Here is a 14,813-nt window from a genome sequence, read left to right on the forward strand (position 1 = left end):
AGGCGGCGCTCGACGAAGCGCGGCTCATCCGCGAGCTGAAACCACCGTACAACCGGATGCTGAAATCGGCGGCGCCCGCGTATTTCATCAAGCTCGACATGATGGACGAGTTTCCGCGCGTGACGATCTCGACCAGGATGAGTGCGCAGCGCGGCGTGATGCATCTGGGGCCGTTCATCGGCCGCCGCGGCATCGAGCATTCAGTTCTCGCGCTGGCCAGAATCCTCGGCCTTCGCACCTGCGGCGGGAAGCTCGCGCCGAGCGAGGATTTTTCGCCGTGCATCTACGGCCAGATGGGGCATTGCACCGCGCCGTGCAACCTGAGTATCGACGCGGAAAAATACGCGGAGCGGGTCCGGCGCGCGGTTGGATTTCTGCGCGGGCGAAGCGGCCCGATCCTCGGTGAATTGGCAATGGCGCGCGATCAGGCCGCGGCCGCGATGCGCTTTGAGGAGGCGGCGCGCTTTCGCCACCATCTCGAAGCGCTGACCACGCTGGCCCATCGCGCGACCCGCCTCAGCCAGGTGGTGACGGAAAACAACCTCGTGATCGTGACCGGCGAGGATGCAGATCGCGCAGCGCACGTCGTGCTGTCGGGACGGCTTGCGATCACGCGCCGTCTGGATACGGGCGACGCCGCCGGCGAGGTAGCCGCGTTCGTCGCGGGCAATTACGATCGATACAAGTTGAAAAACGTCGAGCGCGGAGAGTTGGAGGCCATGACGATCGTTGCACGATGGCTCCGGGAGCGCGCGCTCGATGAGGGCCGTCTTATCTATCTGGCCGGTCCGCAGCTCGATCCCGCCGCCCTGGCGAACTGATCGCCGTTTCGCTTTTCGTTTTTCGTTGGTTGTTGCGCCGCCCGCTATCTCTTTGCGTGAGTGCCGTTGCCGGTCAGATCGACGGACCGCGGCGAATTACTCGCGTTGCTGTTGATCGTGAGCGTGCCCTCGCGCCCGCCGAAGCCGGTTGGCAAGAACCGGATAGTCACCTTGCATGTGGACTTGGGTCCGATCGTCGCGCCGCAGCCGCTCGCCATCGCGAAGTCGCCGCTGGTGGCGATGCTCGAAAACGTGACCGGCGTGGTCTTGCTCTTATTCGTGATAGTGACGTGCCTGGGCTTGCTCACGGCGCCTTCTCCGAACACGACCTTGCCGAGCTCGAGCAGCCGCTTTGGTGAGACCTCCAGCGTGCCAGGCACCGCGGTTGCAGTAGGAGTGGCAGTCGGGGTGGAAGTCGCCGTTTCAGTTGCGGTTTGAGTTGCAGTTGCGGACGCGGTCGGAGTTGCCGTCGCAGTTGCGGTTTGAGTTGCAGTTGCGGACGCGGTCGGAGTTGCCGTCGCAGTTGCGGTATCTGTCGCCGTCGCAGTTGCGGTCGTTGTCGGCGTCGCAGTCGTTGTCGCTGTGGCAGTCGCGGTCGGAGTGTCAGTCGCCGTAGCCGTCGCAGTCGTTGTCGCTGTAGCCGTCGGAGTCGCGGTCGCGGTCGGCGTGTCAGTTGGTGTCGCGGTCGCGGTCGGAGTGTCGGTTGCAGTAGCCGTCGCAGTCGTTGTCGCTGTGGCAGTTGCGGTCGCGGTCTCAGTTGCCGTTGCAGTTGCGGTATCGGTTGGCGTCGCCGTTGATGTCGGCGTTGCCGTAGCCGTCGCAGTCGTTGTCGCTGTGGCAGTTGCGGTCGCTGTATCTGTCGCCGTCGCAGTCGTTGTCGCTGTGGCAGTTGCGGTCGCTGTATCTGTCGCCGTCGCAGTCGTTGTCGCTGTGGCAGTTGCGGTCGCTGTATCTGTCGCCGTCGCAGTCGTTGTCGCTGTAGCCGTCGGAGTCGCGGTGTCGGTCGCAGTGGCAGTATCTGTCGCTGTTGCAGTTGCAGTCGGCGTATCAGATGCGGTTGCGGTCGCGGTATCGGTCGCCGTAGCCGTCGCAGTCGCGGTATCTGTCGCCGTTGCCGTCGGCGTTGGACCCGGTACGATGGGCGCGTCGAATAGCAGCACGCGATTGTTAGCTTCGTCTGCGGTGTACAGGTTGCCGAGCGTATCCATCGCGACGCCGGCCGGCTGGCACATCCCGGTTGCGCTGGGCGCGGGGTTGCCGGGGCCGGAATTGGCGCAGGCGCTATCGGTGAAATCGGCACCGTCCGAACCTTGTCCGAGGACCAGGCCCGCGGTGACGTTGGCCGTCGCCAGCGGCTGGTTGTACTCGAGCACGCGATTGTTGGTCTGGTCGGCGACGATCAGATCTCCCGGACTGTCGAGGCTGACACCGACGGGATTGCAAATTCCGGTGGCACTCGGCGCCGGTCCCGCCGCGCTCGAGCATACGGCGGTCGTAAAGCTCGTGCCGCTGGCGCCCTGGCCGAAAACGAGATCCGCGGTCGTGTCGCCGGAACTGCCGGGCGTGCCGGGCGTTCCGCCGCCGCTGTCCAGCGGGTTGAGATATTCCAGAACGCGAAAGTTGTTCGAGTCGGCGGCGAACAGATCGTCATCCGGGTCGGTAGTCAGTCCGCGCGGACCGCACAGCGAGTCCGCATTGATAACGCTGGCGCCGTTGCAGTCCCCGCTGGTGAAAATTCCGCCCTGTCCGAACACATTGTCGGCGACCGTATCGCCGGAGTTGAACTCGAGCACGCGATTGTTGTCCGTATCGGATACGTACAGATCGCCCAACGTATCGACTGTCACACCTTCGGGAAAGCACATCGACGAGGCGTTGATCGTGTCCGTGCCGAGGTTGCATCCGGTGGTCGTGAAACTGCCGTTTTGTCCCCACACTTGAGCGGCGCTTTGTCCAACAATCGGCGAGGAAATGGCGAACGGGGTAAGGTATTCGAGCACGCGATTATTGCCCGCGTCGGCCACATACAGATCACCCGAACTGTCCGCGGCCACGTCTGCCGGATCGCACAGGCTGTCCGGGCCGATGCCGTTGGAATCACCGGCCACGACCCCGTCGTTACAATTGACGGAGAGCGCGTCGGGCTGCCCGATGACGATATCGGCGGGTTGATCGTTGGCAAACCCGGCCGCGTCGGCCCATCCGAGCACGCGATTGTTGACTGAGTCGGCGACGTAGAGGTGGTTCGGTGTGGCGCCGGAATCGATGGCTATTCCCTCCGGCGCCTGGAGCGCGGCCGCCGTCGGATTGTTGACTCCGTTGTGTAACAAATCGGCCTGTCCGAGCACTGCGCTGGCCAGCGGCGGAGATGACAGTGGACTGGTGTACTTGAGGACCCGGTTGTTGGATGCGTCGGCGACGAAAACGTCGCCCGCGCCGTCCAACGTGACTCCGTCGGGCAGGCATAGCACGGATCCGCTCGCCGCAATCGCGCTGGCGCGGGTGCCGCCGCAAACCCCGGTGGCAAAGCTGCCGTTCTGACCGAAGACGACGTCCGCAGTCACGTCGCCGGGACTGCCGGACGTGCCGGGCGTTCCACCGCTTAAAGCGAGCGGGTTCAGATATTCGAGCACGCGGCTGTTGTTGATATCGGTCACGAACAAGTCGCCCGCGCTGTCGAGAGCTATTGCGCTCAAGTTGCAGATGCCATCGGCGCTCGGCGCGGGATCGCCTCCGTTGCCGTCATAACATTGGATGTCGGTAAAATCGCTTCCGGTCGAGCCTTGGCCGAAGACCAGGTCCGGGGTCACGTCGCCAGGATTGCCGGGCGTGCCGGGATCAGGGCCGGCGGTGCCGAGCGGGGTCAGATATGCGAGCACGCGATGATCGCCGTCGTCGCCGACGTACAAATTCCCCAAGACATCGACCGCGACTGACAGTGGATTACACATCCCGTTCAGGGAGGCAAAGCCCTCGCTGATGTCGCAAGCATTGTCGGTGAAGTCGGTGCCGGTCGCGCCTTGTCCAAAGACGAGCTGCGCGGTCGCGCCGCCGCCAGGGCTGTATTGCAGCACGCGATTATTGCCCGCGTCGGCGACGTAAAGGTTGTTGCTCGAGTCCAAGGCGACGCCCTGCGGATCACAGAGGCCGGTCGCCGTTGACGCGCAAGCCGCCTGGGTGAAACTGCCGCCCTGTCCGAATACGGCATTCGCCGCGAAGCCGACACTCATTGCCTGCATGAACGGTTGATTGTATTCGAGCACTCGGCTGTTGAGCGTGTCCGCAACGTACAGATTGCCCGCGCTGTCCACGGCCACGCCGCCGGGCATGCATAAACTATCCGGGCCCAGGCCCGCGAGGTCGCCGCCGGCGGCGCCGCTGTTGCATAGCGTGGTTTCAAAATCGGGCTGGCCGATCTCGATGTCTGCGTTCTGGCCGTTGGCGAAGCTGGTGGCGTCGTTCCATCCGAGGATGCGGCTGTTGTTGGCGTCCACGACGTACAGATGCTCGGTTGAGCCGCTCAGATCGATGGCCATCTGGCCGGGAGAATCGAGACTCGCCGCGCCGGGGTTGTTCAGGCCGTTGTGCGAGAAGTCGATTTGTCCGAGCACGGCGTCCGCGATATTGTCGCCGGTCGCCGCTATCAGCATCGTTACCATTAACACCGCGCCGAGAGATGCGAGCGCGATGGCGCTCAGGCGAAGTTTGAAAATTGCTGGCGACGGTTTGTGCGAGGTCGTGATGTCTTCCACAGTTTCCCCCTTGCGATCGATCCGAACCAGGCGCGGCTGGCAAATATGAAACCAGTGTTGGGCCCGCACGATCGCGAGTTAAGGGGGGTGACAATCTCCGCTTAAACATACTGCAGCGCGCTCAGCGTGGCGCGTCGCCGGGTATCGCCGCCCGTTGCAGGCGGCATTTGCGCAGCGTGTGAGTCAGTTGGATTGCAGATCCGATCGAATCACAATCCGCCGACAGAGATCCGAGATCAGTTCCCGGGCTGGTTCACCCTTTCAGATTTGAGTAGTGGGCGGTTTTGAAATCCGGGCGGGACCAGACGGGATCAGGCGGGATGAACTGGAATGACGGGTCTAAGTTTTGGCCGGAACAAACATGCCAACTAGCATACCGGCCAGCAGAACGGCTCCAATCGCGACTCCTAACCAAATTAGGATCGTGTCCAGAAATATAGCGACCATATATATAAATCCGAAGAACTCGAACGTCCGACTGTAGGGAAGATCGGTTGTTTTTGTTATGAACGGAAGCGTTATGAATGGAAGCCACACGACTGCCTTCAAGACAGCGGCGCACCAAATGTATCGGCGAAGCCAATAAGGAGTCTTCTGCCAGCCGCGTCGATAGGCGAATCCAGCGATCACGGCCATCGACAGAATCCAAACGCTCGGGCCGATGTTCCCGTCGGCGGTTAGAAAAAAGTTACTTTGCAATCACTCTCCTGAACCTGCATTCAGATTTTCGGCGAACAGCTTGAGCACGCGCTGCCACGCGTCTTTGGCTTCGGCGGGGCGATGGACGTCGGTGCGAGTGTCGTTGAAAAATCCATGCGAGCATCCCGCGTAAACCTTGACCTCGCCCGGCTTGTCGAACTTCTTCAGCGCCGCCGCCAGCCGATCGACGTCCGCCCGCTGGATCCATCCGTCGTTCTCGCCGTATGCGTAAAAAACCGGGCAGCCGAGATGCTTGAGTTTTTCGTCCGGCGGTACTTCGCCATAGAACGGCGCCGCGGCCGCGATTTCACGGCTCTCGCATGGCAATAGCAGCGCGTAGCTGCCGCCCATGCAAAATCCCGTGATGCCGATGCGGGTGGAATGCGTCCGCTTCTGTGCGCGCAGCCATTCCACCGTGGTCTGAAGATCCGCGATGCCGTCTTCCTTCTTCAATCCGCCCATCAGTTGCGCGGCCCCGCCGGGCTCGGTGGCAACGCGATGGCCCTGTCGCGAGTACAGGTCCGGCGCGATCGCAAAGTAACCCTCGCGCGCCAGCCGCCGGGTTATATCGCGGATGTGGTCGTTCAGCCCCCACCATTCCTGCACTACGATCGCCGCCGGCGACGGCTCGACGCCGGCCGGCTCGGCGACATACGCGTTGAGCGCGCACGCACGGCCCGCATAGCTGACTTCACGCGTGATGATCTCTTTGTTCGCCATTGTCGCTCACCTCGAAATTAAAATGACACCCGCGCGCCACGCCATCTACTCCGCGGCCGTCTCCGGTATGAAGCCGACCGCGCCATTCCTGAGTTTGATCTGGAGGTAGTTGCCGCTGATTCCCGTGACGTGAACATACTTCTTGCGGCGCACGTGGCCGATCGTGGAACTGGTCTCGTCGGGATTTTGATATACCGGTGAATTTTTCGTCAACAGGAAAAGCTTGTTGAGCGGCTTGATCTTCGGCGCGCCGCCCGACGCGGTCGTCGCCGTGGCAACCGCCGGCGCCGCACTGGCAGCCGGTGTCGCGGCCGGCGCGGGGATCAGCTTGGCGTCGAGCGCTCGCACCTCGGCGAACTCCGCGTTGGCTTCGGTCGCGCGATCCGGCTCCGTCGCCAGCAGATTCGCCAGCGCCAGGTGCGCCTTCGCGTCTTTGGGGCTGAGTCCGATTGCGGTGCGGATTTGATCTTCCGCCTCGGCGGCCTTGCCTTCCTTTACCAGCACGTCGCCCAGATCGAGATGGTAGTTGGGGCGGTCCGACTCCAGCGCCACCGCGGCGCGGTACTGATTTTCGGCCAACCCGCGCTGGCTCTGATCGCTATAAAGGTTGCCGAGCGCGGCGTGGGTCGCCGCGTTTTTTGGATCGATCTCGAGAACCTTCATGAACTCAACTTGCGCGTCGCCCGGCTTGTGCTCGAAGATGTACAGATTCCCGAGCGCGATATGAGTGCGCGGATCGTTCGGCGCGAGCTTCGCCGCCTCCTGGTAAGCCTTTTCCGCGTCGGCGAGCTTCGTCGTCTGCATATCCGTGTCGCCCTCGCCAAGAAAATCCTCGGCGGTCTTGTGATGGCATCCCGCCCCTATCAGGATCATCGCGCCAACCACGATCGTCGCCCCGGTCCGGGTCGTTAAGCTTCGCTTCCTGTTCATCGCTGAGGTACCTCCAAGACTGGCGCGCCTTCCGATTGCGCGATGATCGGGCCAGCGACGGACAAATCCGCACATCAATGTTGAAGCGAGCACGGAAACACTGTCAAGCACTCCGGCGCCTGTCGCAGTTCCCGTTGGATGCGCGGGCCGGTTAGGTTATATAGATACCCCGTGCGCTTTATCCTGATCGCTGCCAAGCAACTCGAATTCGCCAAGACCCGGCTCGCGCCGGCGTTGCCGCCCGGCGAGCGCCGTGCGCTGGCCGACGCGATGTTTCGCGACGTGCTGGCGGCTTCGCTTGGCGCAACCGCCGCCGACCGCGTCGCCGTGGTGACGTCGGACGCGGGCCTGCTCGCACAGGCGCGCTCCGCCGGTGCACTCACTATCGACGAGGAATTTCCGCGCGGCCTCAACGTCGCCGTCGGACTTGCCACCTCCGCGCTGATTGCCGATGGTGCGCGAACAGTTTGCACGGTACTGTCCGACATCCCATTGATCGCCGCCGAAGATATAGACGCAGTGTTTGCCGCGATGCCCCCCGAAGGCGGCGTGGTGCTGGTTCCCTCGCGGGACTTCTCCGGCACCAACATCATTTGCCGCTCACCCGCCGGCGCGGTGGCGACTCGATTCGGTCGAATGAGCCTGGTGCGCCATCTGGACGATTGCCGCGGCTCCGGCGTTGTGGCTAGAGTTCTGCGGCTTGCGCGGCCCGCGCTGGATCTCGACGTAGTCGCGGACCTCGCCGAGTTCGAGCGCGCCGGGTCCGCCACGCATACTCAAAACCAGTTGGCCCGGCTCGGGATTGCTCACCACTAAAAATTGAAAAACGGACTGATGGCGATCGTGGAAATGACTGGGCGGCTCGGCGCGCTGGTAATCGACGGCGTTGTCCGGCTCGGCGCGTTCGTGCTTTTTTTGCTGACCACGGCGCTCTATGTGTTCATCCCTCCGTTCAAGCCGCGGCTGTGGATTCGGCAGATACGAATCATCGGCGCCGACTCGCTGTTTCTGGTCATTCTAATCGGCGGGTTCACCGGGATGGTGCTGGGTCTGCAGGGCTACAACACACTGCGCCGCTTTGGCTCCGACGGCGCGCTGGGCACGGTCGTCGCGCTGGTTCTGGTGCGCGAGCTGGGACCCGTTCTGGCCGCGCTGATGATCGCGGCGCGCGCCGGTTCCGCGATGGCGGCGGAGCTCGGCGCGATGCAGTCCACCGAACAGATCGACGCGCTCACCGTGATGGCGATCAACCCGGTCCAGTACCTGGTCTCGCCGCGGCTGCTCGCCGGCGTGATCAGTTTCCCCTTGCTGACGGCGGTCTTCGACGTGGTGGGGATCTTCGGCGGCTACATGGTCGGCGTCGGTTTGATGGGCGCGCCGTCGGGTGCATACTTCAACGGTATCGCCGCCAACATGGACGGCCACGACATCATGACCGGCGTCTACAAGTCCCTGGTCTTCGGCGTGATCGTAATCTGGATCTGCTGCTACAAGGGATATCACGCCGACCGGATGGCGACCGGGGTCAGCCGCGCCACCACCGAAGCCGTGGTACTGTCCAGCGCCCTGATTCTTGCATTTGACTATTTTCTTACGTCTATACTTTTGTGATAACGCCGTAGCCAACGACGATGCATGAGCCGAACTGAAATCATCCATGAGCAAAACTGAAATCAACCCTGGCGGCGGCCATGCGCAGGACCTCAGCAACGCGCCACGCGCCGGTAATGCAATCGAAGTGCGCGATCTTCGCCGCCGCTTCGGCCGCCAGCAGGTCCTCGACGGCGTTACGCTCGACTTTCCCGCCGGCCAGATCACGACGATCGTCGGCCCCAGCGGATCGGGCAAGACCGTTCTGCTCAAGCATATCAACCTGCTGCTGCGGCCCGACTCGGGCACGATTGTGTTCGACAACGTCGAAGTGACCAAGCTCGGCGCGACCGGTCTGGACGCGGTGCGCGAAAAATTCGGAATGCTCTTTCAGGCCGGCGCACTGTTCGACTCGATGTCGATATTCGACAACGTCGCCTTCCCGCTGGTGGAGAAAACCAGGCTCACTCGCGCCGAGATCGCCGAGCACGTGCATGAAACGCTCAAGGCGGTTGGGCTGGAAGGGATGGAAGCCAAGTTCCCCTCCGAGATGAGCGGCGGGATGCAGAAGCGCGCCGCGCTCGCGCGCGCACTGGTGCGGCGCCCGAAGATCCTCATGCTCGACGAGCCGACCACCGGCCTCGATCCGTCGCGGACCGGCGCGATTCACGAACTTATCCGGCGCACGCAGGAGAATTTTCAACTGACCGCCGTGATGGTCAGCCATGACGTGCCGGCGGTCTTCCAGGTTTCCGATCGCGTCGCGTTTCTCCATAATGGCCGCACTCATCTCAACGGCACGGTGGCCGAGGTGATGGCGGCCGATGACGACGTCTTCAAACGGTTTCTGGCGGGCAAGGCATCCGGCGAGGAGAATGAAACAGCCCTTGCGGGCTGAAACAAAGACCTATGTACGCAACTCGAACCACGCAGCTTATCGTCGGCATTTTCGCGATTCTCGGAATTATCGCGCTGGCGATTTTGTCGCTGTCGCTGGGCAAACTCACCCTGCTGCCCAAGCCCGGCTACACGCTGTACGCAAGTTTCGATAATATCTCGGGATTGAAGACCGGAGATCAGGTTCAACTGTCGGGCGTGCAGATCGGCAAGATTACGCAGATCGAGCTCAAGGACATGCGCGCGCGGATTGCGATGCGCGTTGACGACGGCGTGCCGATCGACAAGGATGCGATCGCGTCGATCAAGACCAGCGGAATAATCGGCGACAAGTTCGTGTCTATCGCGCTCGGCCCGAGCGACCTTATCCTCAAGGATGGCGACACGATTCGGCAAACCGAGTCGGCGTTTGTGCTCGAGGACGCCATCGGCCAACTGATCAACAACAGCGGCAGCAGCGGTGATTCCAAGGAAAAATCCTCAAACTCAGACAAGGAGCAGAAGCCTGGAAAATCGGAGAAATAACCGGGTGAAATATATGATGACGCCAACTTCCATCCAGCGAATCGTGCCGCGGCGCGCGATCGCGATGCTCACGGTGACGGCCGCACTCGTCGTCTGCCTTGCACCGTCGCGCTTTTTGGCGGCCGCCTGGGCCGACGATCCGATGTCCGTGGTGCAGACCACCGTCAACCAGGCGCTGGAGGTGCTGCGCGACGCTCAAACGCCGCTGGCCCAGCGCCAGGACAAGCTGCGCCAAATCGTGTCCGCGACCTTCGATTTCACCGAGATGGCCAAGTCGGCGCTCGGCTACCATTGGAAGCAGATCACCGCCGATCAGCAGCAGGAGTTCACCAAAGCGTTCGTCGCCTTCATCGAGGATTCCTACTTGAGCAAGGTTAACGACTACCGCGGTCAGCAAGTCTCCTTCCTCAGGATGACGACCGACGGGCCCCAGTACGCGGAGGTCAACACCGACATCGTGGAGCCGGAGGGCAAGGACCCGATCCATTTGAACTACCGGCTCGTGCAGGAGGGCGCCACCTGGAAGATCTACGATGTGACCGTGGACGCGATCAGTATCATCGCGAATTACCGCAACCAGTTTAATCGCGTGATGAACAATCAGGGCTACCCCACCCTGATCAGCGACTTAAAGAGTAAACAGGCGGCGCTTGCGGCAAGTCTGGCGAACCACTAGCACGTATGGATTCCTTGAGTCTGGACAGGTACCCTCTTAACCAAGATCTTGGGGCGACACCGCCATGGAGAGACAAATGACATCTGGTTCGAAACAAATCGAAAGGACAGGCGCGCGCTGGATGATACTCGCATCGTCGCTGCTCGCGGTCGTTTCGTTCGCGACCCCGGCCACGTGCCAGGGCGCCGCTCCGATGTCGCAGAACGCTGCCCCCCAATCGGCGGTCAATCCGTCCAATCAGCCGCCGGGCGAGAACAATCAGGGCGGCTACGCCGATCCGATGGCGCCAATCAATGAGCCGATGTTCACCTTCAACCTCAAGCTCGACGATTGGGTGGTGCGCCCTGTTGCCAGCGGATACGCCACCATCGCGCCGCAGCCGGTGCGTGAAAGCGTGAGCAGATTCTTTGACAACGCCCATGTCATCCCGCGTTTCGCCAACAACCTGTTTCAGCTCAAGCTGGCCGAGGCCGGTGACGAATTCGCCCGCTTTGGAATCAACACGACGCTCGGATTGGCCGGCTTCTTCGATCCCGCCGACCTTTGGTTTGGGCTCAAGAAGCATCCCAATGATTTCGGCCTCACCATTCGCTACTACGACATCCCGACCGGTCCGTACCTGATGCTGCCGTTTTTTGGACCTTCGACGATTGGCGACACGGTCGGCCTGGTCGCCGACGGTGCGATGAACCCGATCAGCTACTTCGTTCCGTTCTGGGTGGCGGTCACGGTGGCCACCGGGTCGGGCGCGGTTCAAGCGGTGAACTATCGTTCGCTGCATCTGAACCAGTTCGAGGAAGCCGATCGCTATGCGATCGATCTCTATGGCGCTGTTCAGGACGCGTACCTGCAGACGCGCGTGCACGACGTCAAAAAGCTCCACGACGAACAGTGGTAGGCGGCTCCGGATTCGTAACGCTTAGAGTGATTTGACGATTGGCGCGCCGCGGGACTGACCTCTCGCGGCGCGCTGCTTTTTTCAGCCGGCGTTGACGTGTTCCCACGCGTGGTACGAGCTGCGCACCAGCGGCCCTGACTCGACGTGATGGAACCCCATCGCCAGCGCGGCCGTCTTCAACTCCGCGAACTCCGCCGGTGCCACGTACCTGGCCACGGCAATGTGCTCCAGCGACGGCCGCAGATACTGCCCAAGCGTCAGGATGTCGCACCCTGTCCCGCGCAAATCGCGGATCACATCGAGCAGCTCGCCGTTGCTCTCGCCCAGCCCGAGCATCACGCCCGCCTTGGTGAACATCGGCTTGCCGAGCCGGCGCGCGAAGTCCCTCGCATGGCGGATGACCTCAAGCGATCGAGCGTAATTTCCGCCCGGCCGCACCGTGCGATAAAGACTCGGCACCGTTTCGATATTGTGGTTGTAGATATCGATTGGCGATTCCACCACCGTCTCGACGCTGGCGAATGATCCCTGGAAGTCCGGGACCAGCACTTCGACGCGCGCCGGCGCCGGCAGCGCCTTGATTGCATGCGCCGTGGCCGCGAAATGCGCCGCGCCGCCGTCGGGCAGATCGTCGCGATCGACCGAGGTGACCACGACATGTTGCAGTCCAAGGCGCGCCACCGCCTCCGCGATTCGCCGCGGTTCGTCGGAATCCAGCGGACGAACTTTGCCGTGCGCGACCGCGCAGTACGGACAATTGCGCGTGCACACGTCGCCCATCAGGATGAAGGTGGCGGTGCGATGCGAAAAGCATTCGCCGATGTTCGGGCAGCACGCCTCCTGGCAGACGGAATGCAGCTTGAGCCCGCCGAGGATCGCCTTGGTGCGAAAGTACTCGGGCGACACCGGTGCGCGAACTTTAATCCAGTCGGGATGCTTTCGTTCAGCCATTGCCAGCCATCAGGTGGTGAGGCGCCTGACCTGTCTGCGACGGACCGGCGAGAACTATTTCATCGTAGTGGAACACGCGGCGGAAACTCTCGCGCATCACCTCGGCGAACTGGCGGACCGACACCGCGCGATTCGTCAGCTCGCAGATTGAAGTCGTGCGGCATCCCTCGATACCGCAGGGCACGATCGAATCGAAGAAGCTGAGATCGGTGGATACGTTCAGCGCGAAGCCGTGCCAGGTGGTCCAGCGCCGGATGCCGACGCCGATCGACGCGATCTTGCGTGACCCAACCCACACTCCGGTCATCGCGTCGCGGCGGGCGGCGTCGATGCCGAATTTTGCGAGCGCGTCGATCATCGCCGCCTCGAGGTCTCGAAGATACTTCGTAACGTCGCGGTCGCGCCCTTCGAGTTTGAGAATCGGATAACCGATCGATTGTCCGGGGCCGTGATACGTTACCTGCCCGCCGCGCGAGACCCGCCGAATCGGCACGCTCGCCGGATTGCCCACGATGAACCGCTCGTCCGCGCCGCGGCCCAGCGTGAAGACATGCGGATGCTCCATCATCAGGAGCGTATCGCCGATCGTGCCGCCCAGCCGCGCCGCGAGCATCGCGGCCTGGATCGCAAGCGCGGCGTCGTAGTCAACCACGCCCAAATCGGCGACGGTGAGTGCTCCGCGCGCGTCCATCGTCAGAAGTCTATCGCTTCGCCGTCGGCGGCCAAAGCCGCTTGCATGATCGCCTCGGACATCGTGGGATGCGGATGCGCGGTCTTGCCGATTTCGGTCACGGTGGTCTCGAGCGTTTTGCCGAGCACGACTTCGGAAATGATGTCGGTGGCAGCGTGTCCGATTATCTGGCATCCGATCACTTCGCCGTACTGCCTGGTCGCGACGATTTTCACGAAGCCCGCGGTCTCGCCGATCGCAACCGCCTTGCCGATCGCGCGAAACGGAAACTTGCCGACCTTCACTTCGATGCCGCGCGCCTTTGCATCGGCTTCGCTGAGTCCCACCGTCGCAACTTCGGGCTCGCAGTAGATGCATCCGGGGATCGCGAGCAGGTCGAAGCCGGGTTCGCGCACGCCCGCCATGATTTCGACCGCGGCGATACCTTCGGCGCTGGCCTTGTGCGCGAGCAGCGGCGGGCGGACCACGTCGCCGATCGAGTAGATGCTCGGGACCGTGGTCTGGAACGAGTCGTTTATCTTGATGAAGCCGCCGCGTTCGAGCTCGACGCCAAGCTTTTCGAGTCCGATGTTCTGGCTGAGCGGGGTGCGGCCGACGGCGATCAGCACGACCTCGGCGTCGATGGATTTTTCGGCGCCATCGGCCGTTACCGCGACCGACCACAGATTGCCCTTGCGCGCCATCGACTTGTAGCCGTGTCCGAGCATCACGCTGACCCCGCGCTTGACGAACGCGCGGCGCAACTCCTCGGCGACTTCCGCGTCGAAGCCGGGGAGCATCTGCTTTTCCAGCTCGACGATCGTCACCTTGGCGCCGAACGCGCTGTAGAAATAGCCGAACTCGAGTCCGATTGCGCCGGCCCCTATCACGAGGACGCTCGCGGGCATCGTGTCCAGCACCAGCGCCTCCTTGCTGGTGACGACGCCGTCGCCGACCTTCATTCCCGGGAACAGTTTTTCGCCGGACCCGGCCGCTATCAGAATCCTCTCCCCTTCGAGTGCTGAAACCGCCGGCGCGGACTTGCCTTCGACTTGCGCAAGCGCCACGGAATGCGGGCCGGTGACGACCGCGGCGGCCTCGAAGTAATCGATTTTGTTTTTCTTGAGCAGGTAGAGCACGCCCTTGGAGAGCTTTTCGGCGGCGGCACGCGAGCGCGCGATCACTTTCTTGAAATCGAAACGGACCTCGCCGACCTCGATGCCGTGTTCCTTGGACGCGCCGCGAATCGTATCCATCGCAGCCGCGGAGTTCAGCAGCGCCTTCGACGGGATACATCCCCAGTTGAGGCATACGCCGCCGGGGTGGTCGCGCTCGATGACTGCGACGCGCATTTTGAGCTGGCTGGCGCGAATTGCGGCGACGTATCCGCCGGGTCCGGAGCCGATTACCACAAGGTCATAGCGTGAGTTTGCCAAGCTGAAGTCCTTCTTAGGCCTTACGCGTCGCGTGGCCCGATCATTCTCCGCATTAGAGCATCGAGTACGGATGGGTGCCATCGCGGGGAGAGGCGATGATCCGGGTCCTCCGCTTCGGTCGGGATGACGCAGGAGAGCTAGGATGCGCCGCGGGCTGACCTAACCCCTAGGGAAGCTCTGCACAGGTTGCTGCGCAGAGGTGACTGACAGAAGTGATCATGAGGATTGGGTTCAGCGAAGTGGCATCG

12 protein-coding genes and 1 pseudogene are annotated in these 14,813 nt (G+C 62.5%); 7 read left to right on the plus strand and 6 right to left on the minus strand.

The window, feature by feature from the left end:
* Positions 1-821 (plus strand): annotated as a pseudogene (locus tag ABSB13_RS14495) (hypothetical protein); the annotation flags it as partial.
* Between the two features lie 44 nt (positions 822-865).
* Here ABSB13_RS14495 and ABSB13_RS14500 read toward each other — a convergent pair.
* From ABSB13_RS14500 to ABSB13_RS14510, 3 genes are all read right to left on the minus strand, one after another.
* Positions 866-4,573: a choice-of-anchor D domain-containing protein gene (locus ABSB13_RS14500; RefSeq protein WP_428109796.1), complete on the minus strand. Its 3,708-nt coding sequence runs from the start codon at positions 4,571-4,573 to the stop codon at positions 866-868.
* A 699-nt stretch (positions 4,574-5,272) separates the two neighbouring features.
* On the minus strand, positions 5,273-5,992 hold the full coding sequence (locus ABSB13_RS14505) for a dienelactone hydrolase family protein (RefSeq protein WP_428109800.1): 720 nt from the start codon (positions 5,990-5,992) through the stop codon (positions 5,273-5,275).
* A gap of 45 nt (positions 5,993-6,037) precedes the next feature.
* Positions 6,038-6,922 (minus strand): tetratricopeptide repeat protein, encoded by an 885-nt coding sequence (locus ABSB13_RS14510; protein ID WP_428109803.1) that lies wholly within the window; start codon positions 6,920-6,922, stop codon positions 6,038-6,040.
* Positions 6,923-7,093: 171 nt separating this feature from the next.
* Here ABSB13_RS14510 and cofC point away from each other — a divergent pair, with 171 nt between their 5' ends.
* From cofC to ABSB13_RS14540, 6 genes are all read left to right on the plus strand, one after another.
* Complete coding sequence (gene cofC / locus ABSB13_RS14515; RefSeq protein ID WP_428109805.1) at positions 7,094-7,738, plus strand: 2-phospho-L-lactate guanylyltransferase; 645 nt, start codon at positions 7,094-7,096, stop codon at positions 7,736-7,738.
* A 3-nt stretch (positions 7,739-7,741) separates the two neighbouring features.
* Positions 7,742-8,533: an MlaE family lipid ABC transporter permease subunit gene (locus ABSB13_RS14520; protein WP_428109807.1), complete on the plus strand. Its 792-nt coding sequence runs from the start codon at positions 7,742-7,744 to the stop codon at positions 8,531-8,533.
* Positions 8,534-8,579: 46 nt separating this feature from the next.
* On the plus strand, positions 8,580-9,410 hold the full coding sequence (locus ABSB13_RS14525) for an ABC transporter ATP-binding protein (protein ID WP_428109810.1): 831 nt from the start codon (positions 8,580-8,582) through the stop codon (positions 9,408-9,410).
* A gap of 11 nt (positions 9,411-9,421) precedes the next feature.
* Positions 9,422-9,934 carry an outer membrane lipid asymmetry maintenance protein MlaD gene (gene mlaD / locus ABSB13_RS14530; RefSeq protein WP_428109813.1) on the plus strand — a complete coding sequence of 171 codons (513 nt, stop codon included), beginning with the start codon at positions 9,422-9,424 and terminating at the stop codon, positions 9,932-9,934.
* A gap of 13 nt (positions 9,935-9,947) precedes the next feature.
* Positions 9,948-10,610 carry an MlaC/ttg2D family ABC transporter substrate-binding protein gene (locus ABSB13_RS14535; protein WP_428109824.1) on the plus strand — a complete coding sequence of 221 codons (663 nt, stop codon included), beginning with the start codon at positions 9,948-9,950 and terminating at the stop codon, positions 10,608-10,610.
* 76 nt (positions 10,611-10,686) lie between these two features.
* Complete coding sequence (locus ABSB13_RS14540) at positions 10,687-11,508, plus strand: MlaA family lipoprotein (RefSeq protein ID WP_428109815.1); 822 nt, start codon at positions 10,687-10,689, stop codon at positions 11,506-11,508.
* 81 nt (positions 11,509-11,589) lie between these two features.
* On the opposite strand, the gene lipA is transcribed toward ABSB13_RS14540, so the two are convergent.
* The 3 genes from lipA to lpdA are packed head-to-tail and all read right to left on the minus strand — an operon-like array spanning position 11,590 to position 14,565.
* Entirely contained in the window at positions 11,590-12,459 is an 870-nt protein-coding gene (gene lipA / locus ABSB13_RS14545; RefSeq protein WP_428109817.1) for a lipoyl synthase, read from the minus strand.
* The gene (lipB, locus tag ABSB13_RS14550) at positions 12,452-13,150 is read right to left on the minus strand and encodes a lipoyl(octanoyl) transferase LipB (RefSeq protein ID WP_428109819.1); all 699 of its coding nucleotides are present in this window, start codon (positions 13,148-13,150) and stop codon (positions 12,452-12,454) included. Before lipB ends, lipA begins: the two co-directional genes overlap by 8 nt.
* Before the next feature lie 2 nt (positions 13,151-13,152).
* A complete protein-coding gene (gene lpdA, locus ABSB13_RS14555; protein WP_428109822.1) occupies positions 13,153-14,565 on the minus strand; it encodes a dihydrolipoyl dehydrogenase in 1,413 nt (470 codons plus the stop codon).
* Positions 14,566-14,813: the final 248 nt, after the last annotated feature.

The sequence above is a fragment of the Binatus sp. (SeqCode) genome (assembly GCF_050013435.1).
Taxonomy (GTDB): Bacteria; Desulfobacterota; Binatia; order Binatales; family Binataceae; genus Binatus.

What these genes read in the sequence shown, in the direction of transcription:
- ABSB13_RS14505 (WP_428109800.1), bottom strand. Translation starts at nt 5,992, where the DNA reads ATGGCGAACAAAGAGATCATCACGCGTGAAGTCAGCTATGCGGGCCGT.
- ABSB13_RS14510 (WP_428109803.1), bottom strand. Translation starts at nt 6,922, where the DNA reads ATGAACAGGAAGCGAAGCTTAACGACCCGGACCGGGGCGACGATCGTG.
- ABSB13_RS14525 (WP_428109810.1), top strand. Translation starts at nt 8,580, where the DNA reads ATGAGCAAAACTGAAATCAACCCTGGCGGCGGCCATGCGCAGGACCTC.
- mlaD (WP_428109813.1), top strand. Translation starts at nt 9,422, where the DNA reads ATGTACGCAACTCGAACCACGCAGCTTATCGTCGGCATTTTCGCGATT.
- ABSB13_RS14535 (WP_428109824.1), top strand. Translation starts at nt 9,948, where the DNA reads ATGATGACGCCAACTTCCATCCAGCGAATCGTGCCGCGGCGCGCGATC.
- ABSB13_RS14540 (WP_428109815.1), top strand. Translation starts at nt 10,687, where the DNA reads ATGACATCTGGTTCGAAACAAATCGAAAGGACAGGCGCGCGCTGGATG.
- lipA (WP_428109817.1), bottom strand. Translation starts at nt 12,459, where the DNA reads ATGGCTGAACGAAAGCATCCCGACTGGATTAAAGTTCGCGCACCGGTG.
- lipB (WP_428109819.1), bottom strand. Translation starts at nt 13,150, where the DNA reads ATGGACGCGCGCGGAGCACTCACCGTCGCCGATTTGGGCGTGGTTGAC.